The organism is bacterium (genome assembly GCA_024742285.1).
GTDB lineage: Bacteria > Myxococcota_A > UBA9160 > UBA9160 > UBA4427 > UBA4427.
The window spans coordinates 44,422-71,167 of the sequence record JANSYR010000011.1; the positions used below are offsets into that span (position 1 = coordinate 44,422).

At 70.8% G+C, this 26,746-nt stretch carries 17 protein-coding genes and 1 pseudogene; 9 read left to right on the plus strand and 9 right to left on the minus strand.

Annotation, left to right across the window (positions count from 1 at the left end):
- Window positions 1-167: 167 nt before the first annotated feature.
- From NXI30_19070 to NXI30_19095, 6 genes and pseudogenes are all read right to left on the minus strand, one after another.
- Window positions 168-716, minus strand: a complete 549-nt coding sequence (locus tag NXI30_19070; protein MCR9096333.1) for a hypothetical protein — start codon at window positions 714-716, stop codon at window positions 168-170.
- The gene (aroE, locus tag NXI30_19075; protein MCR9096334.1) at window positions 713-1,549 is read right to left on the minus strand and encodes a shikimate dehydrogenase; all 837 of its coding nucleotides are present in this window, start codon (window positions 1,547-1,549) and stop codon (window positions 713-715) included. The genes NXI30_19070 and aroE overlap by 4 nt, the downstream gene beginning before the upstream one ends.
- 16 nt (window positions 1,550-1,565) lie before the next feature.
- Window positions 1,566-2,402, minus strand: a complete 837-nt coding sequence (locus NXI30_19080; GenBank protein ID MCR9096335.1) for a uracil-DNA glycosylase — start codon at window positions 2,400-2,402, stop codon at window positions 1,566-1,568.
- Between the two features lie 3 nt (window positions 2,403-2,405).
- Window positions 2,406-4,664, minus strand: a complete 2,259-nt coding sequence (locus tag NXI30_19085) for a redoxin domain-containing protein (protein MCR9096336.1) — start codon at window positions 4,662-4,664, stop codon at window positions 2,406-2,408.
- A 67-nt stretch (window positions 4,665-4,731) separates the two neighbouring features.
- A complete protein-coding gene (locus NXI30_19090; protein MCR9096337.1) occupies window positions 4,732-5,265 on the minus strand; it encodes a DnaJ domain-containing protein in 534 nt (177 codons plus the stop codon).
- A gap of 445 nt (window positions 5,266-5,710) precedes the next feature.
- Window positions 5,711-7,258 (minus strand): annotated as a pseudogene (locus NXI30_19095) (Hsp70 family protein).
- Between the two features lie 334 nt (window positions 7,259-7,592).
- Between NXI30_19095 and NXI30_19100 the strand changes: the two are divergent.
- The 4 genes from NXI30_19100 to ruvB all read left to right on the plus strand — a co-directional run bounded on the left by NXI30_19100 (window position 7,593) and on the right by ruvB (window position 10,612).
- Window positions 7,593-8,342, plus strand: coding sequence for a YebC/PmpR family DNA-binding transcriptional regulator (locus NXI30_19100; protein ID MCR9096338.1), 750 nt, complete (start codon window positions 7,593-7,595; stop codon window positions 8,340-8,342).
- A gap of 80 nt (window positions 8,343-8,422) precedes the next feature.
- Window positions 8,423-8,965, plus strand: a complete 543-nt coding sequence (gene ruvC / locus NXI30_19105; GenBank protein ID MCR9096339.1) for a crossover junction endodeoxyribonuclease RuvC — start codon at window positions 8,423-8,425, stop codon at window positions 8,963-8,965.
- The gene (gene ruvA / locus NXI30_19110; protein MCR9096340.1) at window positions 8,962-9,576 is read left to right on the plus strand and encodes a Holliday junction branch migration protein RuvA; all 615 of its coding nucleotides are present in this window, start codon (window positions 8,962-8,964) and stop codon (window positions 9,574-9,576) included. Before ruvC ends, ruvA begins: the two co-directional genes overlap by 4 nt.
- A 28-nt stretch (window positions 9,577-9,604) precedes the next feature.
- Window positions 9,605-10,612, plus strand: coding sequence for a Holliday junction branch migration DNA helicase RuvB (gene ruvB / locus NXI30_19115; protein MCR9096341.1), 1,008 nt, complete (start codon window positions 9,605-9,607; stop codon window positions 10,610-10,612).
- Here the strand turns inward: ruvB and NXI30_19120 are convergent.
- Entirely contained in the window at window positions 10,609-12,240 is a 1,632-nt protein-coding gene (locus tag NXI30_19120) for a VCBS repeat-containing protein (GenBank protein ID MCR9096342.1), read from the minus strand. The genes ruvB and NXI30_19120 overlap by 4 nt on opposite strands.
- Before the next feature lie 178 nt (window positions 12,241-12,418).
- On the opposite strand from NXI30_19120, the gene NXI30_19125 reads away from it, so the two are divergent.
- Window positions 12,419-15,055 carry a protein kinase gene (locus NXI30_19125; GenBank protein ID MCR9096343.1) on the plus strand — a complete coding sequence of 879 codons (2,637 nt, stop codon included), beginning with the start codon at window positions 12,419-12,421 and terminating at the stop codon, window positions 15,053-15,055.
- Window positions 15,056-15,120: 65 nt separating this feature from the next.
- Window positions 15,121-15,957, plus strand: a complete 837-nt coding sequence (gene lpxC, locus NXI30_19130) for a UDP-3-O-acyl-N-acetylglucosamine deacetylase (GenBank protein MCR9096344.1) — start codon at window positions 15,121-15,123, stop codon at window positions 15,955-15,957.
- An 84-nt stretch (window positions 15,958-16,041) separates the two neighbouring features.
- On the opposite strand, the gene NXI30_19135 is transcribed toward lpxC, so the two are convergent.
- Together NXI30_19135 and NXI30_19140 are read right to left on the minus strand one after the other, a co-directional pair.
- The gene (locus tag NXI30_19135; protein MCR9096345.1) at window positions 16,042-16,392 is read right to left on the minus strand and encodes a PilZ domain-containing protein; all 351 of its coding nucleotides are present in this window, start codon (window positions 16,390-16,392) and stop codon (window positions 16,042-16,044) included.
- Between the two features lie 18 nt (window positions 16,393-16,410).
- Window positions 16,411-24,294, minus strand: coding sequence for a tetratricopeptide repeat protein (locus tag NXI30_19140; GenBank protein MCR9096346.1), 7,884 nt, complete (start codon window positions 24,292-24,294; stop codon window positions 16,411-16,413).
- A 130-nt stretch (window positions 24,295-24,424) separates the two neighbouring features.
- Here NXI30_19140 and NXI30_19145 point away from each other — a divergent pair, with 130 nt between their 5' ends.
- From NXI30_19145 to NXI30_19155, 3 genes are read left to right on the plus strand one after another with little or no spacing between them, the layout of a single operon-like run.
- Window positions 24,425-24,928 carry a GNAT family N-acetyltransferase gene (locus NXI30_19145; protein ID MCR9096347.1) on the plus strand — a complete coding sequence of 168 codons (504 nt, stop codon included), beginning with the start codon at window positions 24,425-24,427 and terminating at the stop codon, window positions 24,926-24,928.
- Entirely contained in the window at window positions 24,925-25,791 is an 867-nt protein-coding gene (locus tag NXI30_19150; GenBank protein MCR9096348.1) for a dihydroorotate dehydrogenase electron transfer subunit, read from the plus strand. Before NXI30_19145 ends, NXI30_19150 begins: the two co-directional genes overlap by 4 nt.
- Window positions 25,792-25,793: 2 nt before the next feature.
- Window positions 25,794-26,711, plus strand: a complete 918-nt coding sequence (locus tag NXI30_19155) for a dihydroorotate dehydrogenase (protein ID MCR9096349.1) — start codon at window positions 25,794-25,796, stop codon at window positions 26,709-26,711.
- The last annotated feature ends 35 nt before the right edge of the window (window positions 26,712-26,746 follow it).

Below are 26,746 nucleotides of genomic sequence, written 5' to 3' on the forward strand. Positions count from 1 at the left end.
AAGACAGAAGGGGCCAGCGCGAACGCGCTGGCCCCTTCTGCTTTCTGCGTCGGACGGGACGCGCCTCCGCCCCGAGGTACGTCGAGACGCGCGGCGAAACGGCTCGCTGCGAGGGGCCGTCGTGGCGAGGATTGCGGCGACACGCCGCGGGTCGTGTCGCCGTCGATTCAGACGGGCTCGAAGAGCAGCACGGACCAGAGCGCGAAGCTGGTCACGATCAACGCGGCGAGAACCTGGTGGACGCGACGGTTCGTCGTCGAGATGCCGACCACCGAGACCACGATCTCGAGGGTGACGCCGCCGATCAGCACGCGGGCCGTCTCGGTATCGCCGAGCACCGCGACCAGGGCGGGTCCGCTCCCCGCGAGCGCGATGTTCGCGGAGAAGAAGCGTCGGCGGCAGCGCATGAAGTGCGCCCCCCAGTCTTCGACTTCGTCGGGCTCGCGGGTAGTCAACGTGGTGACCTGGAAGAAGAGGAAGATCGGACCCGCCAGGCAAAGCAGGAATGCGGCGTAGTTCCAAGCGGTCTGGTCGTGCAGCCCCCAGATCGACCACCACATCAGCGCGGGTTGGGACGCCTTCAGGGCGAACCAGGTGACGTGGATCGGGTCGCGTCGCTGCGGGTCGACGACGTCCCCGAAGCTCTCGAGGCTGCGAACGATCGACATCGAGAGGACGATGGAGACCGCGACGGTCAAGTACTCGAAGAGATTCATCGACCCGCCTCGTCGAACGCCTCGGCCATGACGTCGGTGGCGTGCACGAAGTCGGCTTCGTGCGGGGGCTCGGGGAGGAGCGTCGTCCAGCGGCGGAGCTGTTCGACGGCTTGATGGACGAGCATCCACTTGCCGCCGACCGGGGTCGCGCCGACGGCCTCCGCGTCTTCGAGGAGGCGGGTGCGCTCCGGCGCGTAGACCGCGTCGAGCACCGTCATGCCTTCCGTGAGCCACGAGGCCTCGATCGGGGAGCGATCCTCGTTCATGCCGACGCTGGTCGTGTTCACGACGAGCGCCGCGTCGAGGTCGGGAAGCTGATCGAGTGGGCCGGCCGCTGTCGCGCCCAGCTCGGTCACCAGCGCCTCGGCTCGTTCGACCGTTCGGTTCAGGACGAAGACCTCGCAGCCGCGCTCACGCAGGCCGTAGGTCGCGGCGCGCGCGGTGCCGCCGGCCCCGAGCACGACGGCGCGGCGTCCGTCGACCGGCCCCGCCCGTTCGAGCGCGCGCAGGACGCCGATCCAGTCCGTGTTGGTGCCGACCCAGGAATTCCCGTCGAGGGTGACCGTGTTGATCGCGCCGATCGCGCGACCGACGGGCTCGAGCTCGTCGACGAACGCCATCATCGACTCCTTGTGTGGAATCGAGACCGCGAGCTGACGCAGGCCCGCTTCGCGGAAGCGAGCGACCGCCTCCGCGAGCCCCGCCGGCGGCACGTCGAACGCCCGGTAGTCGGCGTCGAGTCCGAGCGCCGCGTAGGCCGCGGTGTGCATGGCCGGCGAGCGCGTGTGGCCGGCCGGATGCAGCACGATCCCGCACCGCATCGACGCGGTCATGCCTGTCTCCAGGCGCTCAAGGCTGCACTCGGTCCCACGCGGCCTTGAGGTCTTCCCAGACGGCGCGGCGATTCTCCGGCGTGTACTGCCGCAGGACGTAGGCCGGGTGGAGCGTCGGCATCATCGGAATGCCGCGGTAGTCCTGCCAGGTGCCGCGCAGGCGTGTGATCGCGATCTCGCGGTCGAGCAGCAGGCTCGCCGCGGGCTTGCCGAGGGTCACGATCACCTTCGGCCGGATCGCCTCGATCTGGCCGTCGAGGAAGGGGCGGCAGGCGGCGACCTCGGGCGGGAGGGGCGTGCGGTTCCGCGGCGGGCGGCACTTCACGATGTTGCAGATGTAGACCTCGCTCCGCGCGATTCCGATCCCCTTCTCGATCATCTGCGTGAGGAGCTCGCCGGCGCGGCCGACGAAGGGGAGTCCGCGCTTGTCCTCCTCGGCGCCGGGCCCCTCGCCGATGAAGAGGAGGTCGGCATTCGGGTTGCCGTCGCCGAAGACGATCCTCGATCGCCCCTCGCAGAGTCCGCAGCGCTGGCAATCGCCGAGGTGGGTCTCGACCTCCGTGAGCGTCGGCTGTCGCCCGGCCCAGGGCACCGGCGCGCCGATCTCGACGGGCGGCGCGACGTCGGGACGCGGGGACTTCGGCGCAGCCGGCGCGGCGGACGCCGCCGCTGGGGCCGGGGGCGCAGCGGTCGGCTCGGTGGCGTCCGCTCCCGGCAGATCCGGCAGGCGCTCGAAGCCGACGAGGTCCTCCTCGACCAGCTCGCGGACGAGGGCGGCCGCGGAGGCCGTGAGGGCGCGCGCCTCCGCGAGCGGATCGCTGATCTCGTCCGGTTCGGGCGCGGCGCCGTCCATGGTCTAGCCGCGCTCGTCCGGCCTGGTCCCCGCGTCCGCGTCCACGGGCTCGAAGGCGTGTTCGAAGGCGTGACGGAGGAGGGCGCGGTCATGGGCCGCGAGATCGCGGGGCTCGGTCGGGTGGCCGTCCGGGACGTGGAACGCCGACTGCCCCGCGCGCGTCGCGGCGGACTCGATCGTGCCGTGTCGCTGGTCATCGATCCGCTTCTCGACCTCGAACTTGAAGCGCGGGTCGTTCGCGTCGTCGTGGCAGGTTCCGCAGACCTTGAGGATCACGCAGGAATCGCACTTGTCGCCGAGGGAGAGAATCGTGCCCACGCGCCGGGCGTCGTCGCCGATGTGGTCGCCGCCCGGTCCGTGGCAGGACTCGCAGCCGACGCGGGCGAGGTCCGGGTGATCGACGACGGGAGCGCCTTCCGGGAAGCCGCCAGGCTTGCCGTACGCCGTCGTGTGGCACTGGAGGCACTCGGCCTCGCCGGCCTTGCCCTTCTTCTCGAGCGTCTCGACGGCGTGGCCGTGAGGACTCGCCGCCCAGGTCTCGAACTCCTTCGTGTGGCAGCTCTGGCAGGCCTGACTGCCGACGTAGTCCGCGGTCGTCGGGAGCAGCTCGCGGCTGGGGCCGCCGCCCTCGACGAGCTCGGCGCGCTCGGCGTTCGAGAGCGAGGCGATCCGGGTGTGGGACACCCGCGGATGGAAGGTCTCGAACTCGAAGCCGAGCGAGTGGGTCTCGTTGTGGCAGGTCCCGCAGACGGCCGAATAGTCGCGCGCGCCGTCCTTCATGGGGACGAAGGTGGGCGAGAGGTGGGGTCCACCGCGTCCGTGGCAGGACTCGCAGCCGACACTCTCGAGGTGAGACGGCCGCCGGTAGAAGTCGTAGCCGCCGGGCTCTTCGTAGCCGACCACGTGGCAGCCGACGCAATCCTTGCGGCGATCGGCCTCGTGGGTCACGAGCGTGTCGAAGGCCGTCGCGTGCGAGGTGTACGCCCAGGTCGCGGCTTCCTGTTCGTGGCAGACGCCGCAGACATCGTTCCCGCTGTAGCCCTTCGGATCGAGGATCATCGGGACCCGCGTCCCACTCGCGCGCGCGACCTGCATGCGCAGCATCGCGCCGTCCCGCCGCTCGTTCCAACCCTCGCTGCGGTGGCGGATACGGCCCTCGGCATCCACGACGTTCAGGACGGGTACGCCCCCCGTGACGCCCCAGGCGTCGGCGGCGTCTCCGTTCGGGTCGAGATAGGGCGTGAAGAAGTCGAGTCCCAGATCCGCCATCGACTTGCGGATGGCGGTCGGGGCGTTCTGGACCGAGACCGCGACGAGGATGGGGCGCTCGTCCTCGGGCATGCCATCGAAGATGCCCTTGATCGCTTCGAGCGCCTTGTGGCAGTGGGGACAGGTGTGGAGGAAGAAGATCACCACCGCCGAGCGTCCGCGCAGACTGGCGGTCTCGAGCTTCTGGCCGTCCTCCATCGAGACGACGCCGAGGGCGGGCGCTTCGGGCCAGGCGTAGAGGGAGCCGTCCCCCGCCTCGTCGAAGGAGACGCGCATCGCCGCAGCCAGCTGGTCCTTCGTCGCGGCTTCCGCATCCTGGGGCGCCGCGAAGTACGACAGGCCGAAGGTGACGTAGCCGTCCGCGTCCACACCGAGGATCGCCAGGGGCACCTGCAGGCGCAGCTTGCGGCCGATCGTGCCGCTGCTGTCGTCGATCACCGGGAAGCCGAAGCCGTTGGTTTGCGCGAAGGTCGAGATCGCGGATCGGCTGGTGCCGCGACCGATACCGACGACACGGAAGTTGTTGTCCGCGCCCTTCTCGTGGAGCGCCTGCACGGCGCGCCCGACGGAGGCGCTCTTCGGGTCGCTCGGATCGAAGAAGAAGAGCACGATGCGATCGCCGAGCATCGACTGCATGGAGAGGTTCGTGCCGGCAAGGGTCGGCCCGTCGAAGTTCGGGATCGGTCGCTCGTTCGAATGACGCGGTGCTTTCTCGGCCTTCTTCGGCTTCGTGACGACGCCGCTGGCCGCCACGTCCGTCACACCGGCGGCGGGCGTTCCCAGGGCAGGCGGAGTCTTCGAGGTCGCCGGAGTCGCCGAAGCCGGGTCGGGCGGCGCCGTCGCGTCGGAGCCGTCGCCCGAGCAGGCGAGCAGAAGGGAGCCGACGAGCAGGGTGCAGAAGACGACCGCCCACGGAGCGGGGCGGTGGGCGGCCCGACGGGCGCCGGGTCGGGCGGCCGGAGTGCGGCGCCCGCGAACCAGTGACTTTCGCATGCGCCGCAGGGTAGCAGCCCGGTCGCGCGAAGTGTCGGTCCGGAGCGGCGAAGTGTCCGCGGAACGGTCAGTTTCCGGCCTTCTGCTTCTCTTTCAAGTCGTCGACGAGCGCCTTGAATCCCGCGTTCGCCGGCTCGAAGGTGAGGGCCATCTGCAGGTTCTGGATCGCGCCCGCGAAGTTGCCGCTCTTGATGTCGGCCTCCGCCTTGGCGTGGAACTGTCGGCCCTGGGCGGTCGCGCCGCGGCACTCGGACTTGCGTGCCTCGACGTGCGCGTTCTTCGCCTCGGCGATCTGGATCCGGAGCGTCGAGGCACTGTCGTTCTCGTCGCGCTTCGAGTCGTAGGCCTTGCGTCGTCGCGCATCGCGGAGCACGCAATAGGCTTCGGTGATCCGCTTCGAGATCTGCCCGCAGGTGGCGCGGAGATCGTCCGGGAGCGTCCGGTTCGCATCCGGATGGAAGCTGCGCGAGCTCGCGTGGTACGCCTTCCGGATCTCGGCGGACGTCGCCTGCGGGGCGACGCCGAGGAGCTGGTAGTAGTCCAGCTCGTCCATGATCCGGGCGAGGGCTTCGATCTCGAGGGGGTCGATCGCGGTGCTCATCGGGCGGGGCGTCTCTCTCGTGCGGGTGGGTCGGAGGCAGGCAAGGCGGACCTTCCTACTTCTCCTCCTCCGTCAGCTCGATCTCCGGACCGGCGAGGTCCCCACCCGAGGTATCGAAGAAGCCGTCGTCTTCGTCGGCGTCCGCGGGCGCGTCGAGGGGGATGCCCGTGGCCGGGACGCCGTCGTCGGCCTCCTGGGTGAGCTGCAACAGCTCGTCGTCGTCGACGAGGTCGAGCTCTTCCTCGTCGACGTCGAGCGCCTCGAGATCGAGCGCGTCGTCGCGTCCCATCGAGAGGTCCTCGCTGCCGTCGCCGAAGGGCGAATCGGCGTCCGCCGCCACGACCGGCGTCGGGCTGCCCGGCTCGTCGCCGGCGACCGTGATCGGCTGGATCTGCTCGCCGGCGGCCTTCTCGGCGGCGACCGCCGTGGCGACGCGTCCGGCGACGTCCTGCTCGATGATCTTCTCGATCTCCTGCTCGGCGAGGCCGGAGGAGAGGGTGATCTGGGTCGAGGCGGCTTCGCCGGTCCGCTGGTCGGCGGCCGTCACGTTCACGATGCCGTCGGCGTCGATCTCGAAGGTCACGTCGATCTTCACGTCGGCGCGCAGTCCCTTCTCGAAGCCCGAGAACTCGAACTGCCCGAGCAGCGTGTTGTCCTCGGCCTGCCGGTGGTCCCCCTGGTAGACGCGGATCTGAACCGCTTCCTGGTGGTCCTGGAACGTCGTGAAGGTGCGCGTCTGCTCGATCGGGACCGGCGTGTTGCGCTCGATCACCGGCTCGGCGAGCCCCCCCGCGACACCGATGCGGAGGTCGAGGGGCGTCACGTCGAGGAGCATCGAGTCCTGCGCTTCGCCCACGAGCGAAGCCGCGTGGATCGCCGCGCCCATCGACACGACCTCGTCCGGGTCGACGTCGACGCGGGGCTCCTGCTGGAAGTAGTGGGCGACCGCCTCGCGGATGATCGGGAGGCGCGTCGGGCCGCCGACCAGGATCACGCCGTCGAGGTCGCGCACCGTGAGGTCGGACTGTTGGAGCGCTTCGTCGCAGACCTTGAACGTCCGCATGACCAGGTCCTGGGTCAGCTGCGTGAACTCTTCGCGGGTGATCGTGCGCTCGAGGCCGAGGACCTCGCCCGCGTCGTTGGTCATGACGTCGTCGAGGGCGACGTGGGTCTCCTCGTCGACCGAGAGCGCCTTCTTCGCGTTCTCCGCGGCGAGCTTCAACTTCTCGTAGGCGTAGGGATCGTTGCGCGGATTGATGCCGTACTTGCCGACGAAGTCGTCCGCGAGCAGGTCCATGATCCGGTCGTCGAAGTCGTCGCCGCCGAGGAAGGTGTCGCCACAGGTCGCCAGGACCTCGAAGATGTCCTTCCCGATCTCGAGGACCGAGATGTCGAAAGTGCCGCCGCCGAGGTCGTAGACGGCGACGCGCTGGTTCAGGCCCATGCCGAAGCCGTAGGCGAGGGCGGCGGCGGTCGGCTCGTTGAGGATGCGGAGCACGTCGAGGCCGGCGATGCGGCCGGCGTCCTTGGTGGCCTGGCGCTGGTTGTCGTTGAAGTAGGCGGGGACGGTGATCACGGCCTTGGTCACGGGCTCGCCCGCGTGGCGCTCCGCGATCTGCTTCATCTCGCGCAGGACCATCGCCGAGATCTCGGGAAGGGAGAACTCCTCCTCGCGGATCTCGATGCGCACGCCGTGATTCGGTGCCTCGACGATCTCGTAGGCGTAGATGGCCTGGGCCTTCTTGACCTCTTCGGAGAAGTAGTACCGGCCGATCAGGCGCTTCGCCGAGCTGACGGTCTGCGCCGGCGCGTGGATCACCTTCGCCTTCGCCGAGTTTCCCACCTCGACGCTGCCGTCGTCATGGAAATGGACGACGGAAGCGGAAGTCCGCTCGCCGTATGCGTTGTCGAGGACCTTGACCTGCCCATCCTGCATCATCGAAACGCAGGTGTTGCTCGTCCCCAGATCGATTCCAACGGCGATCTCCGCCATCTCGGCTCCTCTCGCATCGGAAGTGGGGGCGCCCGGTCGGGCCGGATGCGTCCCCCTCGCGACGCACGGATCGCCGGCCTGCGTACCCTTCGGGGGCGGCGCAGTGCCCGGCGCTACCCTGGGCGTATCGGTCGGCGGGAACCCCGACTGAACGGGGCATCGTCCCCTCGGCAGGCCCCGGGGCCAGGCGTGCGGGCGGTTTCAGGATGGTTCCGGACCTGCCTTGTGCTATCCGGGGGTCTGTCCACGCGGGGAACGCGCTGGCGCCCGTCTGGGCCCCGCGAACCCGTTCCGGCGGCCCACGCGGCCGCGATCCGAGCAGGAGCCCAGCCCGATGTCCGGTCATTCCAAGTGGTCCACGATCAAGCGCAAGAAGGGCGCCCTCGACGCGAAGCGAGGGAAGATCTTCACCAAGCTGATCCGTGAGCTGCAGACCGCGGCCCGGATCGGCGGCGGGGAGATCGACTCGAACCCGCGCCTGCGCCTGATCGTCGACAAGGCCAAGCAGGCCAACATGCCCAAGGACAACATCGAGCGGGCGATCGCCAAGGGCGTCGGCGGGACCGACGGCGAGTCCTTCGAGGAGATGGTCTACGAGGGGTACGGCCCGGGCGGGACCGCGATCCTGATCGAGGCGCTGTCCGACAACAAGAACCGCACCGTCGGCGACGTGCGTCACGTCCTCTCGAAGAACGGCGGCAACCTCGGCGAGAGCGGCTGCGTCGCCTATCTGTTCGAGAAGAAGGGCTTGATCGCCTTCGATACCGAAGGGCTCGATGGCGACGCCGTGTTGGAGGCGGCGCTGGAGGCGGGCGCGGACGACGTCGTGGAGGGCGAATCGAACCTCGACGTCGTGACGTCGCCGACGGATTTCCACGCGGTCAAGGAAGCGCTCGAGGCCGCCGGATTCACGCCCGCGACGGCTGAGCTGACGATGGAGCCTTCGACGACGGTCCAGCTCGCGGGCAAGGAGGCGGAGCAGATGCTGCGCCTGGCCGATGCCCTCGAGGATCTCGACGACGTCCAGAATTTCTACGCGAACTTCGACATCTCCGAGGAGGAGCTGGAGAGCTTCGCGAGCTAGCGCCCGCTGGCGTGAGCCAGCGAGAGCGTGCGTGAACGCGGCCCGGGCCGCGACCGAGGTGTGACATGCGGATCCTGGGGGTGGATCCTGGTTCGAACGCGACGGGCGTCGGCCTGATCGAGCGTTCCGGCTCGCGGGTCGTCCACGTACACCACGCGGTCCTGCGTCCGCCGGCAGGGGCGGACCTCGCGATCCGTCTCGACCACCTTCACCGCGAGCTCGGGCGCGTCGTCGCCGAGTTCGCGCCGGAGGTGGCGGTCGTCGAGCGCGTCTTCCTGGCGGCGAATCCACGCTCGGCGCTCGTCCTCGGACAAGCGAGAGGAGCCCTGCTGGCCTGTCTCGGCGCCTCGGGCGTCCGCGTCGCCGAGATCGCCGCGCGCGAGGCCAAGAAGGCGATCACCGGTGCCGGTGGCGCCGACAAGGCGCAGATGCAGCAGATGGTCACGCGGCTGCTGGGCCTGTCGAAGCCGCCGCCGACCGACGCCGCGGATGCGCTGGCGCTCGCGCTCTCGCACGCCCAGGCCGGCCAGCTCGCCGATCTGCCGATCCGCGGTCGCCGCCGCAACCATCGTCGCGCGCTGACCGAAGCGCTGTCGGGCCGCGGTGTGGGGACGCCGTCATGATCGCGTGGCTCGAAGGCCAGCTCCGGGAGAAGGCCCCGACCCGGATCGTCCTCGACGTGCGCGGTGTGGGCTACGAGCTTCTCGTTCCGCTCTCGACCTTCGAGACGCTGCCGGATCTCGGCAAGACGGTCTCGCTCCTCGTCCATACCGCCGTCCGCGAGGACGCGATCACGCTCTACGGATTCTCGTCGTCCCTCGAGAAGGAGCTCTTCCATCTCCTGCTGAAGGCGAACCGCGTGGGGCCGAAGCTCGCGCAGTCGATCCTCTCGGGCATGGAGCCCCATCGCCTGCTGCGGCTCCTCCGCGACGCCGACGCGAAGGGCCTGAAGAAGGCGCCGGGGGTCGGTCCGAAGCTCGCCGAGCGGATCGCGGTCGAGCTGCGGGACGAGGCGGAGAAGCTCGCGGGGCGACTCGGCGGTGACGCGCCCACCGGCCAGCCGACGGTCGTAGGCGAGGTGGCGCCGGACGAGGAGCTCTTGTCCGCCCTGGTGAACCTCGGCTATCCCCGCAATCAGGCCGAGCGCGTCGTCGCGGCGGCGCTCGCCGAGGCGGCGCCGGGCGCTTCGCTCGAGGAGCTGATCCGGGTGGCGCTGCGGCGGCTCGCGCCTTGAGCGGCCGGCCGGCGGAGGAGGGGAACGCGTGGACCGAGGAGAACTGAGCCTTTCGCAGCAGCCCGAGGAGGGCGGTGCGGAGGAGTCGCTCCGGCCCCAGAACCTCCAGGAGATGGTCGGCCAGCCGCGGCTGCGCGAGAACCTCTCGGTCTTCGTGCAGGCGGCGCGGGAGCGGGGCGAGCCCCTCGATCACGTCCTCTTCCACGGCCCGCCCGGGCTCGGCAAGACGTCCCTCGCCCGGATCGTGGCGGCGGAGCTCGGCGCCCAGTTTCGCGCGACGAGCGGCCCCGCGATCGAACGTCCCGGCGACCTCGCCGCGCTCCTCTCGAACGTCGAGAGCGGCGACGTGCTCTTCATCGACGAGATCCATCGCCTCTCGCCCTCGGTCGAGGAGATCCTCTATCCTGCGATGGAGGACTTCCAGCTCGACCTCCTGATCGGGGAAGGGCCGACGGCACGATCCATTCGCCTCGACCTGCCGCGCTTCACGCTGGTCGGCGCGACGACCCGGGCGGGGCTGCTGACCTCGCCGCTGCGCGATCGCTTCGGCTGGTCCGCACGCCTCGAGTACTACCCGGTCGAGGATCTCGAGCAGATCGTCCGCCGCTCCGGCGGCCTCCTCGGAGTCGACGTCGAAGGCAAGGCCGCCCACGAGGTCGCCCGTCGCTCCCGCGGTACGCCGCGGATCGCGAACCGGCTGCTGCGTCGGGTGCGGGACTTCGCGGCGGTCCGGGACGGCGACGCGGGTCGCGTCCTCCTCGACACCGCGCGCTTCGCCCTCGATCGCCTCGACGTCGACGAGGCCGGCTTCGACGGTCTCGATCGCAGCTTCCTCTCGACCCTCGTCGAGAAGTTCGCGGGCGGCCCCGTCGGTCTCGACACCCTCGCGGCCGCCGTCGGCGAGGACAAGGGCACTCTCGAGGACGTGGTCGAGCCCTACCTGATCCACTGCGGCCATCTCGCCAGGACGCCGCGCGGACGGGTCGCCACCGAGCGCGCCTTCGCCCACCTCGGCGTGCCCTATACCGCCAGCTAGCGCGTCTTCGGCGCGGGCGACATGCTCGCCCGCGTGCCGGGCAGGCGGCCGAGATTCTCGAGGATCATCAGCGGTGCGTCCGGATCCTGCGTGGTGAACGTGATGATCTCGTCGAGACCGTCGCCGTCCAGGTCCGCCGCGCGACTCTGTCCGCTCGCGAGGGGGATCGGCTGGCGGTCGACGGTCGACCCGAACACCAGCGTTCCCTCGACGACGCGGCCCATCCGGAACGTGATCGCCTCGTCGCCGTCGGCCAGGTAGAAGTCCTTGATCCCGTCGCCGTTCCAGTCGCCCAGATTGGGGATCACGCCGGCGATCGCGCCCTCGGCGAAGTCGATCTTGAACGCGAAGTCGTCCTCGAAGAGCACGCGCAGGCCGCCCGGGGCTTCCGGGTCGAGGCGGAGGACGCGGATCTTCGTCGTCGCGCTTCGCGTGAGGAGGAAGCGGACGATCTGGAGCACGCCGAACTCGATGCTCGCCTCGAGGATCTCGTCCACGCCGTCTCCGTCGGCGTCCACGAAGGTGAAGGTCGAGTAGCCGTCTTCGATGAGGCGCTCTGCGGAGGGCGGGTCGGAGATCGCGACCCCTTCGCCGGGGTTCAGGAAGATGCGCGTGAGGGACTGGCCGTCGGAGAGGCCACCGGAGATCGTGCTGAGCATCAGGTCGGCGCGGGTGTCGCCGTCGATGTCCCGGGCGAAGTAGTTCGTCGCCGTGGCCCCGGGCTCGCGCTCGGTCTCCTCGTCGAAGGGTTGGAAGGGGATGCGTCGACTCGGCTCGGCCGGCAAGCCCTCCGGTCCCGCGTGGTAGACGAAGATCTCGAAGCGCCCGAGGGCGAAGAGATCGAGCCGTCCGTCGCCGTCGTCGTCGGCGCGTGAAATCGACGGCCAGCTCACGCGCTGGGTCATCCACTGCCATTCGATCTCGGGCAGGTCGGGCATGTAGGTCCGGTAGGTGGCCTGCATCGGCATGGGCAGGGCGCGTGTCGCGCCGGTCGTGAGGTCCACGAGCCAGCCGCCGCGCAGAGCCGGCACCAACGCGACCGGCGGACCCAGGTCGTGCCAGTCGTCCACCAGGGGAATACGCGACACGTCCCAGGGACGTTCGGGGAGGGCCAGGCCGCCCGGCACGGGGAAGACCCGGGGCGGGTCGTCGCTCGCGAGGGCCTCGACCCGGAGCCCCTCGCCGGAGGCGAGCACGAGCTGCGGTCCGGAGCGTCCGGGAAGCAGGGCGACGTCGACCACCCCGGTCTCCGGCGGCAGCGCCCGCTCGACGATCCGCGGGTCCCCGGGGACCAGGGCCGCGCCGCAGGGCATCCAGGTCAGGCGCTTCTCGAGCGCCGGCGGCGTCCCGACGCTCGACAGGATCAGCAGATCCTGTGCAGCGTGGGCGCAAGCGCCACGCCGCAGGGGCCAGACCTGGTGGATCCGTCCCTGGATCTCGTGGGTCTGGATCGTGAACGGCGTTCGATCCTGGGCCTCGACCGGGCCCGCGGCGGCCAGGAAGCCCGTCAGGAGCACCAGAAGCGCCAGGGGCAACCGGAGCGCTCGGATGCGCGCGCCAGGCGCCGCGTCGGCGTGTCGTCCGGAGCACGGAGGCTCGGACGGGCGGATCGACGGGGGCGGGGACACGCCGGGCAGGGTAGGCAAGGCGGAGGTGGATGCCGCCCCCGACGCGCTTCCGGGCTCAAATCGACCCGACGAACGGCCGATGGACTGGACGGGAGTCCTACGTCCGCGGGCCGAGTGGTCCGCATGCGGAGGCTTCCGCAGGGCGGGGCCCGGATCGGGCCTCGCGTGGAAACGTCTCGTGCGAACCGTCGCCAGAATTCTGTCGCTGCCCATCGCCCTCGTGCTCGTCGCCTGCGGCGGCTTCGCCCTGCTCGCGAGCTACGGGACCGGCACCGAGCTCGCGGATCAGACCCGTCGCCAGCTCCAGGCCTTCAACGGGTGGGTGATCGACCAGGGCGTCGGCGTTCCGCGGGACGCGGCGGTCGGCTTCGAGGAAGCCGTCGCCGAGACCTTCCTGCGCTTCGTGCTCCTGCCCGCCGGGCTCGTCCTGCTGGGCTTTGCCCTGGGCGCGATCGGCCGCGGCGACGTCGTCGACGTGGCGCCTCGGGAGCCGAACGGCGAGGACGCCTCGGACGAGGACGCCGCTTCGCGCACCGACAAGCGCACCGCGAAGAAGATCGTCAAGCAGGCCGCGGCGCTCAAGAAGCAGGGGGATCTGCTCGAGGCGGGCGATCTGCTGTGGAACCACGAGCTGCTCGACGAGGCCGCCGAGATGTTCATCGAGGCCGGCGAGTTCGCGCGCGCCGCCGAGATCCGACACGACCAGAACCGCTTCGTCGAGAGCGCCCAGCTCCATCTCGAAGGCGAGAACTACGAGGCCGCCGGCTCGATCTTCGGTCAGCAGGAAGAGTGGGCGCAGGCCGCCGAGTGCTACCTCAAGTGCGGCCACAAGAGCGTCGCCGCGGAGATGTTCGAGAAGGCGGGCAACCACCGCGAAGCGGCCCACTGCTACCGGGAGACCGATTTCCAGCGCCACGCCGCGGCCATGTACGTGAAGTGCAAGGACTGGCAGCTGGCGGCGCAGTGCCTCGAGACCGTCTTCGTCGAAGAGGGCAGCGGGGCGGGCCTCGATCCGAAGAAGGCCGCGGACATGGCGAAGCTCGTGCGGCAGGCGGGCAAGCTCTGGCTGAAGGCCGAGCAGCCGGACAAGGCGCTCGAGATCTTCGTGCGCGGAGGGTGCTCGGCGGAGGCCGGCGAGGTCTCGACGATGCTCGGGGACCACGAGGCGGCCGCGAGTCACTACCGCCAGGCCGGCGAGGTCGAGAAGGCGGCGGAGTCCCTCCGACAGGCCGGCAACGACCAGGACGCCGCGCGTCTGCTCGGTCACCACCTGCGCGACGCCGGCGAGAACGAGCGCGCGGCGGCGCTGCTCGAGGAAGCCGGCGATTTCATGGAAGCCGGCGATCTCTATCGCAGCCTCGAGCAGTACGAGCAGGCCGCCGTCAACTACGAGAAGCACAGCGGCTTCGCGGCGGCCGCCGAGATGTACCAGCTGGCCGGGGACCGTGAGAAGGCGGGTGTCGCCTTCGAGAAGGCGGGCCGATTCACGGAAGCCGCCGAGTGCTTCGCCCTCGCGGGCGTGGCAGCCCGGGAAGCCGAGCTGCTCGAGAAGGCCGGGGACTTCCTCCGGGCCGGCGACATCTACCATCGCGAAGGCATGGACGAGGAGGCGATCGCCGTCCTCCAGAAGGTTTCGCAGGAAGACGAGGACTTCGCTCGCTCCGCCGCGATCCTCGGAGACATCTTCGCCGCCCGGGGCCAGAACGCCATCGCGATCACGAAGCTCCAGCAGGCGATCGGGGACACCGAGCTCACCCGCGAGAGCGTCGACGGGTTCTACAAGCTCGCGGTGATCTACCAGGAAGATGGCAAGGCCCGGGAGGCCCTCGAGATCTTCGAGAAGGTCATGGCCTTCGACTACCACTACCGCGACGTCGAGAACCGCCTCGCGGAGACGCGCGCCGTGGTGCAGGAGAACGAGCCGATCGCCCCCCTGAACGACGCCGGAGGCGAGGGCGCCGGAGCCGATCGGACGCCGAACCAGCGCGCCGACGACGGGCGCTACCAGATCGTCGGCGAGCTCGGCCGCGGCGGGATGGGCATCGTCTACAAGGTCCAGGACACGGTCCTCGACCGCCTGGTCGCCTTCAAGGTCCTGCCCCAGGCCCTCACCGAGAATCCCCAGGCGATCAACAACTTCATGCGCGAGGCCCAGGCCGCCGCGAAGCTCAACCACCCGAACATCGTCACCGTCTACGACACCGGCGAGCAGGCGGGTCGCTACTACATCGCGATGGAGTACGTCGAAGGCACGACGCTCAAGGAGATCCTCCGCCGCCGTGGCGCGATCTCGCCCTCGGGCATCCTCCACGTCCTGATGCAGATCAGCGAAGCGCTCGCCTACGCACACGAGAAGAAGGTGGTCCATCGCGACATCAAGCCGGCGAACGCGATGTGGACCCGCGACAAGAAGGCCAAGCTGATGGACTTCGGTCTCGCCAAGGTGGTCGAGGAGGCGCGCAACCACACGACCGTGGTGGCCGGTACGCCCTACTACATGAGCCCCGAGCAGACCCTCGGCAAGAACATCGACCACCGGACCGACGTCTACTCGCTGGGCATCTCGATCTTCGAAATGGCGACCGGGACGGTGCCCTTCAAGGAAGGGAACATCCCCTACCACCACGTGCACACCGCGCCGCCGCGCATGCAGGACCTGAAGCCGGACGTTCCGGACGTGCTGTCGCGGATCGTCGAGCGCTGCCTCGAGAAGGATCCGGCCAACCGCTACCAGTCGGCGCGCGAGATCCTGAACGAGGTCCGGGCCTCGCTCCAGAACGCGGCGGCCGTCGGTCTCGACAAGACGAACGAGTAGCTCGCCCGCGCTACCCTCCGAAGGGTCCGGTCCGGAGAAGGGCGCGGATCCGAGGGAGGGGGCCGATGTCCCAGGCGACGATCGCCCGCCACGTCGAGGTCGAAGGCGTCGGGCTGCATTCCGGTCAGCCCGCGTGCGTCCGACTCGAGCCGGTGATCGGAAGCGGCCGGACGATGGGGCGCACCGACGGCGTCGTCTTCCCGGTGCACGTGCACGCGGTTCGCGACGGTGCCCGCGCGACCCGGCTCGGCGTGGACGACTGGGACGGCGCCGACGTCTCGACGGTCGAGCACCTCCTCGCGGCCTTGTCCGCCCTCGAGATCGATCACGTCTTCATCGGGGTCGAGGGTGGGGAAGTGCCCGCCCTCGACGGGAGTGCCGCTCCCTTCGTCGAGCTGATCCGGAGCGCCGGTCGGGAGGGCGCGCCCTCGGAGCGGCTCAGCCACCAGCCCGTCGTCCTCGACGAGCCGATCGAAGTCCGCGACGGAGACCGCTTCGTGCGCGCCGAGCCCGCGGACCACTTCGGCTTCCGCTACGCGATCGACTTCGACCATCCAGCGATCGGCCGGCAGGAGATCGTGATCGACCGCCTCACCCCCGAGCGCTTCGCCGAGGAGATCGCGCCGGCGCGCACCTTCGGATTCCTGAAGGATCTCGACGCGCTCCGGAGCGAGGGGCTGGCCGGTGGGGCGAGTCTCGAGAACACCCTCGTCTTCGACGATTCGGGCGTCGTCAACGAGGGCCCGCTCCGCTTTCCCGACGAATGTGTCCGCCACAAGGCGATCGACCTGATCGGGGACCTCGCGCTCCTCGACGCGCCGCTCCAGGCGTTCGTGACCGCGAACAAGGCGGGGCATCGCCTCCACCACAGGCTGGTGCGCGAGATCGAGGCGCGGCGCTAGGCGACGTCGATCGGGCTTGGCCGGATCGCGGTGCCCGGCGAGGGGCGTCGGTGCTCGCCGTCCTCGCGCCCCGCGCGAGCGGCTTCATTCCCCGTAGTCTTCGAGCTCCCGCGCGAGCGGCGCGGTCAGGGTCGGATCGGTGAACTGGAGGCCGACGCCGGGCGTTCGCACGCTGCCGTCCTGCTCCTCGCGCGCCGCGTGATACCAGGTGACGCGGGCTTCGAGCTCGTGGAGCGCTTCGCCGCCGGGGATCCGGAAGCGCACCTTCACGATCTCGCCGCGGGTCATGGCCAGGTCCGTCTGAAGGAACATCCCGCCGGCGCCGAGGGTCGTCGCGTAGTCGCAGTGGATCCCGCCCTGCGCCTGGTAGTCGACCAGGATGCGGACGGTCATGCGTCGGTGCTTTCGCGTGTTCTTCGGGGTTCGGCGGGCCATCCGGTTGCCTTTCTCGGGCTATCGATCGCGCTCGAGGCGATCGCAGAGCTGGGTGAGGATGCGAACGAGCAGCGCCCGCGCGGTGGGGCTCGACGAGGTGAGCGTCGCGATCTCCGCGCCTTCGAAGGCGGGCGACTCGGCCGTCTCGGGCTCCATCACGAGCAGGGCGCGCAAGACCGGCGCGAGGTCGCCACCGGTCCGGTCGACGACCTGGGCCGCCGCGATCGCGCGGAGGGACTCGCCCCAGCGGGCGTGATCGTGGGCTTCGATTGCGTCCAGCGAAGTCTCCTCGACGATCCGGCGCACCTTGCGGCGGGTCCACCTTCCGAGGGCCTCGTCGAGTCCGGCGCGGAAGCGGCTGTCGGCGCCGTTGCCCCCCGGATCCAGGAAGAGGGCGCCGAGGGTCGAGAAGAGCGCCGCGCGGTCGTCGGCCTCGAGGCGGGCGAGTCCCGGCGCGCTGAGTTCGTCCTCGATGTCGGAGATCTGTCGGAGGGCCTGGTCGATCGCGGCATCGTCCGACGTGGCGCGTTCGGGGACGGCGCCGGTCAGGACGCCGCCGAGCTCGTCGCGGACGAGGTGGGCGATCCGGCGCAGGCGCTCGGCGTCGTCGTCGACCATCGGCGGCCCCGGATGGATCGGGACGCGCAGCCCACTCGGACCGGTCGACGCCTCCTCGGGCGAGGCGAGCCCGAGGGCACGCAGCACGACGAGGGCCCCTTCCGCGACATCGGAGTTGCCGCGGCTCTCGGCGATGCGGACGACCGCGCGAAGGGAGGCCCCGGCCGTCGGGTTGGTCTCGAGGAGCTCTCGATGGATCGCGAGCGCTTCCCGCCAGCGCTCCTTCGAGTGGAGGAGGAGGCTGCCGAGGGAGGTTCGCGCGACGCCCAGGTCGGGCTGGAGCGCGAGCGCGTTCTCGTACGCCTCGATCGCCGCGTCGACGTCTTCGAGCGGACCCGAGAGGAGTCTGCCGCGTTCGAGGTGGACATGCGCGAGCGTCGGGCTCTCCGGATCCGGGTGTCGATCGAGGAACTGCGAGAGCACCCCGTCGGCATCGACCCAGTCACCGGCCCGTCGAGCGAGTCGCGACTCGCAGAGGGCCGCCTCCGTCGTTCGACGATCCCAGCGCGACGATTCGCCGTAGCGCTCTCGCGCCTCGTCGAGGTCGCCTGCGACCTCGGCCAGCCGGGCGGCGCGGAGCGAGATCTGTGCGGACAGCGGGCTCGGCTCGATCGCTTCGAGGGCCTGGCGGCAGAGTGCGCGCAGGTCCTCGTCGGGCGCGCGCTCGCTCGCGAGCTCGCAGAGCAGCAGCCACGCGGGCGCCAGCTGCGGGTCCGTCTCCGTCGCGTATTCCAGATGGGTCGTGGCCGTGTCCTTGCGGTCGAGGGCCAGGGCGTGCTCCGCCGCGCGGAAGGCGGCCGCCGCGCGCGTCTCGCGATCCGACGACGCCTCGCTCCATCGCTCCAGGGCACGCATCGCCTCTTCCGGCCGCGCCGCGCGCTCGTGAACACGGACGAGGCCTTCGTGGGCCGACTCGATCGTCCGATCGGCGTCGATCGCGTCCTCGTAGCGGGACCAGGCCGCGTCGAGCAGCTCTTCCGCCTCGAGTCCTCGCGCGATCATCGCGAGGTGCTCGGCGCGGTTCGGATCGTCGCCGCCGAGGTCGAGCCGATGCTCGAGGAGCGGGCGCGCGGCGGTGTAGGCGCCGTCCTCGAAGTGGGCGCAGGCCACGCCTTCGAGGGCTTCGATCTGGTCTCCGTCGAGCTCGAGGGCCTCCTCGAAGAGGCGCCGGCTCGCGTCCTTGTGACCCAGTCGGAGGGCGGCGCGGCCACCGAGCACGGCGACCTCGAGACGCGTCGCGTCGTCGAGGGCTCCCGCGCGGGCGAGCTCGAGGGCGGTCGTCGCTTCGACCTCGGTCTCGTCGTCGAGCTCCAGCGCGCCGGCGACGCGCGCGCGTGCGGCATGCCCTGCGAGGCTCGACGGATCGAGGTCGGTCGCGCGAACGAGCAGGCGATGGGCCGTATCGAGATCGCTTTCCTGGAGACAGGCCGCCGCGGAGATGCAATCCTGCGCCGCGACGTCGTCGGGGGCGTGCTCGGCGGCGCGTTCGAACGCCTCCGCCGCGTCGGTCCACCGCTCGGCCGTGCGGTCGAGCTCCGCGCGCAATCGCCACGCTGCGGAACTCTCCGGATCGACGGCGGTCGCGCGTTCGGAACGGGCATGGGCCTCGGTCGCGTCGCCCCGGGCGACGAGGGCGCGGGCCAGCTCGAGGTGGTCTTCGAGCGCCGCGCCACTGTCCTCGCGGTCGCACCACCGGCCGAAGGTCTCGCAGAACGCGCTGTCGTCGCCTGTGGCTTCGAAGAGCCGAGCCAGCCGGAGCTCGTCGGGGGCGGCGAGCCGATCGAGGTCCGCGGCCTGCCGATAGGCCTCGATCGCGTCGTCCGGGGCGTCGAGGGCGTCCGCCGACAGACTCGCGAGCCGCAGCCAGATCTCTCGCCGTCGCGGGCTCGTCGTCTCGTCGTTGGCCAGGATTTCGAGTTCGCGCCGGTAGAGGTCCGCGGCGGCGACGTGCGCCTGACAGGCTTCGCGGACGTCGATCAGGCGGTGGAGCGTCTCGAGGTCGTTCGCGTCGAGGTCGAGGGCGAGCTGATAGCCGGCGGCGGCGCGCTCGCCTGCGCCGAGGCGCTGCCAGCAGAGGTCGCCGAGGCGGCGGGCGAGGACGATTCGTTCGTTGCGTTCGAGCCGGTCGGCCTCGTGGTACTCGGCTTCGAGCGCCCCGGCGACGGCTTCCCAGTCGCGCAGACGCTCGCTCGTCCGTCGCTGGCCGCGAATCGCGGCGCGCCGCAGCTCGCGGTCGCCTTCGGCTTCGCGATAGGCCTCGCGGGCGCCGGCCAGGTCGAGGAGCGCTTCTTCCCGGAGGCGTGCGAGCTCGAGCCAGTCGGCCGGCCCGCCCTGGCCGCGATCGAGATGTGCGGCCAACTCGACCGCGAGCTCGGGGCGTCGGCCCGTCCGGCGGAGCAGCGCGCGAAGGCGGGCGTGGTGTTCGGGCGTCGCGCGGTCTTCGTCGCGACACAGGACGCGCAGGTGGGCGAGGGCGCGATCGGCGTCGCCCATCAGCTCGTCCCAGGTCCGCGCCAGCTCTTCGCGCAGATAGCGCTCGAACTCCGGCGGCGTGTTCTCGGCGACGCTCGGCTCGCCTTCGATCAGCGAGAGCTCCGCCTCCGCAGTCTGGATCCAGGCGTCGTGCCGGCCGGCGGCTCGCAGGGCGGCCTCGAGGGCGCCCAGCGCCGCCATCCGGTCGAGGGGCTCGTCTTCGGCTTCGACGTTCGCCTCGAGGTGCGGGACCGCACGCTCGGGCTTGGCGAGGTCGACGCAGTAGAGCGAAGCGAGGGCGCGGCGGAGTTCGGTGCGCTCGCCGGCGGGAAGGCGTTCGACGCGTGCCTCGAGGATCTCCGCGCGCTCGCCAGGGCGACCCATGAGGTCGAGCAGGCGATCGAGCTCGCCGAGAATCTCGTCGGGGTCGTGCGTGAGAGCGAGCGCATCCCGATAGGCGCCGATCGCGCGGCCCGGTGCGTGGAGCTCGCGTTCGAGCAGGCGGGCGCGCTGGAGGTGCAGCTCGCAGCGTTCCCCGTCCGTCGCGCGAAGCGAGAGCTCCTCGTCGAGGGCGCGCAGGGCGGCTTCGAAGCGGCCGGCCCGGCGATGGACTTCGGCGAGGCGCGCGAAGATCTCCGGATCCTCGGGTCGCTCTTCGCGCAGGCGGTTCAGCCAGGGCAGCGAAGCGTCGGGGCTGACCTGCGACCAGGCGATCTCCGCCGCCTCCTCGTAGAGGCGTACGCGCTCTGCGGCGGGCGATTCCATCGCCTCGACGAAGAGACAGTCGAGGACCGCGGGCCAACGCTCGAGGCGCTCGAGCTGCGCGCGCAGGGCGCTGCGCAGGCTCGCCCGTTGTCGATCGAAGGAGAGCGCCTCGCGGTAGCTGAGCACCGCCTGCTCCGGACTGGCGAGCTCCTCGGCGAGGAGTCGGGCGCGGCGTTCGAGGATCGAGGCGCGTTCCTCGTCCGGCAGCGTCGTGCCGAGGGCGCGATCGAGGAGCGAGAGCAGGCGCCGAGGATCATCGACGCGCTCGGCGAGCTCGAGGGCGTGCTGGAAGGCATCGCGGTGCTGCGGATGCGAGTCGAGGATCGACTCGAGATGGTGGAGGGCCTCGTCGGGCTCGCCGCGTTCGTCTGCGTGGAGTCGCGCGAGCTGAAGGCGAATCCCGATCGCCTCGTCTTCGCGCGCGAAGGGCAGACGCTTCTCGAGGAGCTCGGCGAGGGGTTCGGACTCGCCCTCGTGCTCGTAGATCTCGATCAGCGCGTCTTCGATCTCACGATCGTCCGGCGAGTCGACGGCCGCCGCGCGATACGCCCTCGCTGCGGCGTCGTAGTGGCCGAGCGCGTGCTCGGCGCGACCCAGGCGTACGCGCCAGGCGAGGGGGTCGGCGCGGACGTCGTCCCGCTCGAGCACCTGTCGCGAGAGCGCCGCCAGAGCGGACGGGTCCTCGGCTCGCTCGTAGAGCTCGGCGAGCGGGTCGGCGATCGTCGCCCGTGCTCCGAGCCCTTCCAGGGCGGCTTCGAAATGCGGTCGCGCGCGCGCGTCGTCCGCGAGGCGATCCGCATAGAGGGTCGCGAGGCGCAGGCGCAGATCGTGGGCATCGGCCGTCGAGTGGTCGCTCAGGTTCGACAGTCGCGCTTCGAGGATCCGCGAGGTCTCGTCGTGACGGTCCGATCGCGAATAGTGGAGCGCGAGGACCTCCGCCGCTTCGGCGTGGGTCGGATCGATCTCCAGCACGCGTTCGTAGTGGGCATAGGCCGCCTCCACGTCGCGGTCGTCGGGGCGCTCGTCGTCGTCCAGGTAGAGGCGGGCGGCGTTGACGCGAAGGGTGAACTCGCGCGGCTCGTCCGGTTCCGCGGCGAGCTCGGCCTCGACGACGCGCAACCAGTCTCCCGGTCGGTTCAGCTCGTTGCCGTAGAGGTCCGCGAGCTGTTGCCACACGTGGACCCGGTCCGTCGAGCGCTCGGCGATCCGTTCCAGCTGCTCGGCGCAGCCGGACAGGTCCTGGAGCCGGTCGCGGCACAGCGTCGCGATCTGCTCGCGGAGTGCGATCTCGTCCTCGCCGCTCGTCTGCGGGATGCGGTCGAGGAGGTGGTCGCGCAGCGCTTCCCACTCGCCGAGTGCCTCGAAGAGACGCTCGAGCCGACGGTCGGCGGCGTCCGCTGCCGGCGCCTCCGGGTAGTCCCGAAGGATCCGTTCGTAGAGCTCGCAGGCGCGCTGTCGCTCGCCGAGGGCCTCTTCCGTGATCGTCGCGCGTTCGAGCTCGAGGGCCGCACGCGTTTCGTCGTTGTCGGCCCAGCCCGCGCGTCGCTCGAGCAGGTCGCAGAGCCCCGCGGCGTCGTCCCCGCCGCGCAGGGCGCGTTCGAGCAGGTCGAGGATTTCGTCGCTGTCGGGGTGACGTTCGTGGAGGGCCGCGAAGATCTCGGCGGCCTCGTCGCAATGGCCGAGCGAATCGAGGAGTAGCGTCGCCCGACGCAGGTCCAGCTCGAAGGCCTCGTCCGACTCGTCGCCGAGCTGCAGACGACGCGTGTCGAGAAGGTGCGACAGCTCGGCATAGCGTCCCGCCAGCTCGAGCAGCGCTTCGAGCTTGCCAGGTGCTTCCGCCGGGCAGTCGGGCAGCTCGACCAGGCGCCAACGAACGACGATCGCCGTGTCGAGGTCGCCGAGCGGATCCTGAAGCGTGGCGGCGAGTTCCTCGAGCGGCTCGGCCCGGGATTCCTCCGGCAGGCGATCCGCCAGCAGTCGGAGCACGCGCACGAGATCCTGAGGACGGTCCAACGCGCGATAGACGTCGCAGAGCGAGGTCAGAATCTTGTCGTCGTCGGGCTGGGCTTCGAGCGCCTGCTCGAGCGCGGCGGCCGCTTCGGTGCCCTCGCCGAGCTCGCGATGGATCGCCGCTTGCCGCAGCAGCGCTTCGATGCGCTCGGCACCCGAGCGCAGCCTCGCCAGGGTGCGTCGGGAATCGACCTCCGCACGGGGGCGTTCGAGTCGCTGCTCGAGGTCGGCGCGTGCCGCCCAGGCGGCGTCGCTCCCGGAGGCGAGGTCGGTCCATCGCGTGATCCAGCCGAGGGCGCCTTCGAGATCGCCGCGGTCTTCGAGGAGGGGGGCTGCGCAGCGGGCCAGCGCGCCCATCTCGTCGCCGTCGCGGAGATCGACGGCCTCGCGGGCACAGACTTCGAGCAGCAGGTCCGGGTCGTCGCTGGCGTCCGCGATCGCGCGCAGGCCGCGCAGGGCCGGGGCGTTGCGATCGTCCTTCGCGAGCGCCCGGTCGAAGAGCGCGCGGGCCGCCGTCGCGTCGTCGAAGTGATCGACGAGGAGCTGACCCTGTCGCGCGAGGAGGTCCGCCTCGGCGTCCTCGCCCTCGGCGCCGATGGCGACGTCGAGGACCTCCCGAAGCGCGTTCCAATCGTCGAGCTTGCGGTGGAGGCGCTCGAGGGCATCGAGGGCGGGGCCTGCACCGGGCTCGAGGTCGAAGGCACGTCGCCAGGTCTGCCCGGCGGTCGCATCCTCGCCGAGATCCTCTTCCTGGATCGCCGCGAGCTCCCGCAGCATTCCGGCACGGGTCGCCGGGTCCTGACTTCCGTCGAGGGCCGTCAGGGTCTCGAGGACCTCGGCGAGCTCGAGCTTGGCGCCGTCGTCCCGCAGGAGCCGGGCCTGGAGGAGCAGCACGCGCTCGTCGTCCGGTCCTTCCCGATCCGCGGCGCGTCGGATCGCGGCGAGGGCTTCCTCGGTGTGGCCGAAGTCTGCGTGGAGCTCGGCCGCTTCGATCAGGGCCGACTGGGGCGTGTGGCGACCCGCGACCTCGAGCAGCTGGTCGAGATGGGCCAGGAGTGCGTCGCGATCTCCGTCCGCACGCTCGACGTCGCACGCGGCGAGCAGGACGGAGGCGTCCTCGGCGTTGAGCTCCGTCGCGCGGTCGACCCACGCGCGGGCCCGTGCGGGGGAGCCGAGATGGTTCAGCTGGATCTGACTCGCCTCGACGGCGATGGCCGCGCGGCTGCGAGCGCCGCTCGCGAGATCGAATCGACTCTCGAGCAGCTCGGAGACCGTGGACCAGTCCTCGGCTTCGGTCGCGAGGAGCAGCGACCACTCGACGGCGGCCGCCTGGAACGGATCGTCCTCGAGCGCGGACTTGAAGCAGCGGCGGGCGCGGGCGCGTTCGTCGAGGGGGCCGGCGAGCAGGGTTCCGAGCGTGATCCAGACCGGGGCCCGTTCGGGGCCGCGCAGGCGGTCGGTGAGCCGCTCGAGGATCGTGGCGGCATCGCGCAGCCGACCCGCCTCCTGATGGATCGCCGCCAGGCCTTCCAGCGCGGCGGGGAAATCCGGGTCCGATTCGAGGGCGCGTTCGAACGCGTTCCGGGCCTCTTCGGGATCCCCGAGATGTTCCTTCCACGTGCGGCCGAGCTCGGACTCGAAGGCGGCCCGCTCGTAGGGCGGCATCGAGGTCTGGCTCTCGAGCTCCGCGATCTGCAGGACCATGTCCCACTGGGCGCGGCGTTCGTGCATTCCGCGAAGCTGGCGAAGCGCGGGACGATTGGTCGGGTCGAGCCGCGCGAGCTCCCAGTAGATCTCGGTCGCGGCGTCGACGTCGAGGACGCGCTCCTCGAGGATCTGTCCGAGCCGGAAGAGCAGCGGGCTCTTCTGGGAGAGGTCGTCGGCGATCGAGGGCGCGGCGATGCGTGCGCGATACAGTTGCTCGAGCGCGTCCCAGTCGCCTTCGAGGAAGTAGTGCTCCTCGAGCGCCTCGAACGCCCGGCGATCGTCGGGGTGGGCCTGGAAGATCTTCTGTTGCGCGTCGAGACCGGTGGCCAACGTTGCCTCTCGTAGGTCGGGTCAGGGGTTCTCCGGACGTATCTATCGGCCTGTCCGGGGCAGCGCTTGACGACGGATTTCACGTGGTGATCCGGGGGGATCCGGTCCCGAGGCGCGAGTGGGAGAGCGGTTGGACGAGCTCGCGGGAGAGCGGAAGGGCCGAGGGGAAGAAGCCTCGATCGCGGAGGCCATCGCGACCCTGGCCGGGCGGGCGATGGACGCCCCCTGGAGTGCCGGGCAGATCCGGGAGGCCCTGGCTTCGCCCCGCGCCAGTCTGATGTGTCAGGAGGATGAAGACGGCGCGATGGTCGGCTTCGTCCTCGGTCGCCGGGTCGACCGGGACCTGGTCGAGATCGACCTGGTGGCGGTCGACCCGGACCGGCGCCGACGAGGGATCGGGTGCGCGCTGCTCGAAGAGCTGATCGCCGCGGAAGGCGAGGGCGGGGTGACCACGTTCCGGCTCGAGCTCGCCGCGCGCAATGCGGCGGCCGCCGCGCTCTATGCAGCCGTCGGATTCGTGGTCGTCGGTCGGCGGGCACGCTATTACCCCGACGGCGACGACGCCCTGTTGCTGACCTGGACCGCGGAGGACGCGGCGGCGGAGACGGGGCGCGACGGACGGAGGGGGGAGTGAGCGCGAACGGGCCGATCGTCTCGAGCGTTCCCGCGGCGCATGCCCCCATTCGTGGACACGGCGAGGTCGTTTCGAACGTCGTCGATGGAAACGGGCGCAAGCTCCGACTGCGCGTCGAGGGCTGGCCCGGCGCGTCCCCCGGCCAGTTCGTGATGGTCGGCGCCGGGCCGGAGTCGAGCGTGCCGCGGCGGGATCCGTTGCTGCCTCGACCGATGGCGGTCTTTCGTGATCTCGGTCCCGACGGCGAGGCGACCCGCGAGGTGGAGCTCCTCTATCGCGTCGTGGGCCGTGGAACGACGCTGCTCGCGGAAGCGGAGGAGGGCGACACCGTGTCGATCGTCGGTCCCCTCGGCGAGAGCTTTCCCGTCGATGGGGGAACCGGGCCGGCCCTCCTCGCCGGCGGCGGCACCGGAATCGCCTCTCTCTACGAGCTCGCGCGCGCCCTCGCTGCGCAGGGTCGGGAGACCGTCGTCATGCTCGGTGCGCGAGGCGAGCAGGACCTGATCGGACGGGGCGACTTCGCGGCCCTCGCGACCGAGGGCATCGAGCTGGTCTGCGCGACCGAGGACGGGAGCGTGGGCGTGGCGGGCTTCGTCACGGTGCCCCTCGGCGAGCGTCTCGCCGCGGCGGGCGCCGAGGCGACGGTCTTCGCCGTCGGCCCGACGCCGATGATGCGTGCCTGCGCGGATCTCGCGGCAGCGGCGGGAGCGCCTTGCCTCGTCTCCCTCGAGAATCCGATGGCCTGCGGCTTCGGCGTCTGTCTCGGCTGCGCGGCGCCCCGCGCAGAAGGCGGCTTCTCGCTCGTCTGCAAGGCGGGCCCGGTCTTCGATGCCCGGGAGATCGCCTGGGAGGGACTGCCGTGAACGTGGCCGACGTCGATCCTCGCGTCGAGCTCGCCGGCATCCCCCTGCGCAACGCCGTCCTGACGGCGAGCGGGACCTTCGGCTACGGAACCGAGTTCGCGCCCTTTCTCGATCTCGAGAAGATCGGCGGCTTCGTGGCGAAGAGCCTGACCCTGGAGCCGCGCTTCGGAAATCCGCCGCCCCGGATCGGCGAGACGCCGAGCGGAATGCTGAACGCCATCAGCATCGAGAACGTCGGGGTGAAGGCCTTCCTCGAGGAGAAGCTCCCCGCACTTCCGGCGGGCGTGGTCGTGATCGCGAGCGCCTTCGGCACCGCACCCGAGCAGTACGCCGAGCTCGCCGCCCGGGTGTCGCCCCATCCGCGGATCGCCGGGATCGAGATCAACGCGTCGTGCCCCCACGTGAAGGCGGGCGGGATCGAGTTCGGCCAGGACCCGCAGCTGCTCGGCGAGCTCGTGCGCACGGTCCGCGCGGCGACCGAGGGACCGCTCCTGGTGAAGCTCTCGCCGAACGTCACGCGGATCGCCGACATGGCGAAGGTCTGCGAGGACGAGGGCGCCGACGGCATCTCCCTGATCAATGCGGTCCAGGCGATGGAGATCGACGTGCGGACGCGCAAGCCGATCCTGTCGAACGTGCTCGGCGGCCTGAGCGGTCCGGCCATCCGACCGATCGCTCTACGCATGGTCTACCAGGCGGCCCAGGTCGTGAACATCCCGATCTGCGGCATCGGCGGCATCAGCCACGCCGAGGACGCCGTCAAGTTCCTTCTCTGCGGGGCCTCCGCGATCCAGGTCGGGACCCTCAACTACCTGGAGCCCGGCGCCGCCGAACGGATCGCGCAGGGGATCGCGCAGTACGCCGCCGACCACGGCTTCGCGCGCGTGGCCGACCTGACCGGCGCCCTCGAGCTCGGCTGAGCCCCCTCGCTGCGCCGGCTTTCCCCGGGGTATAG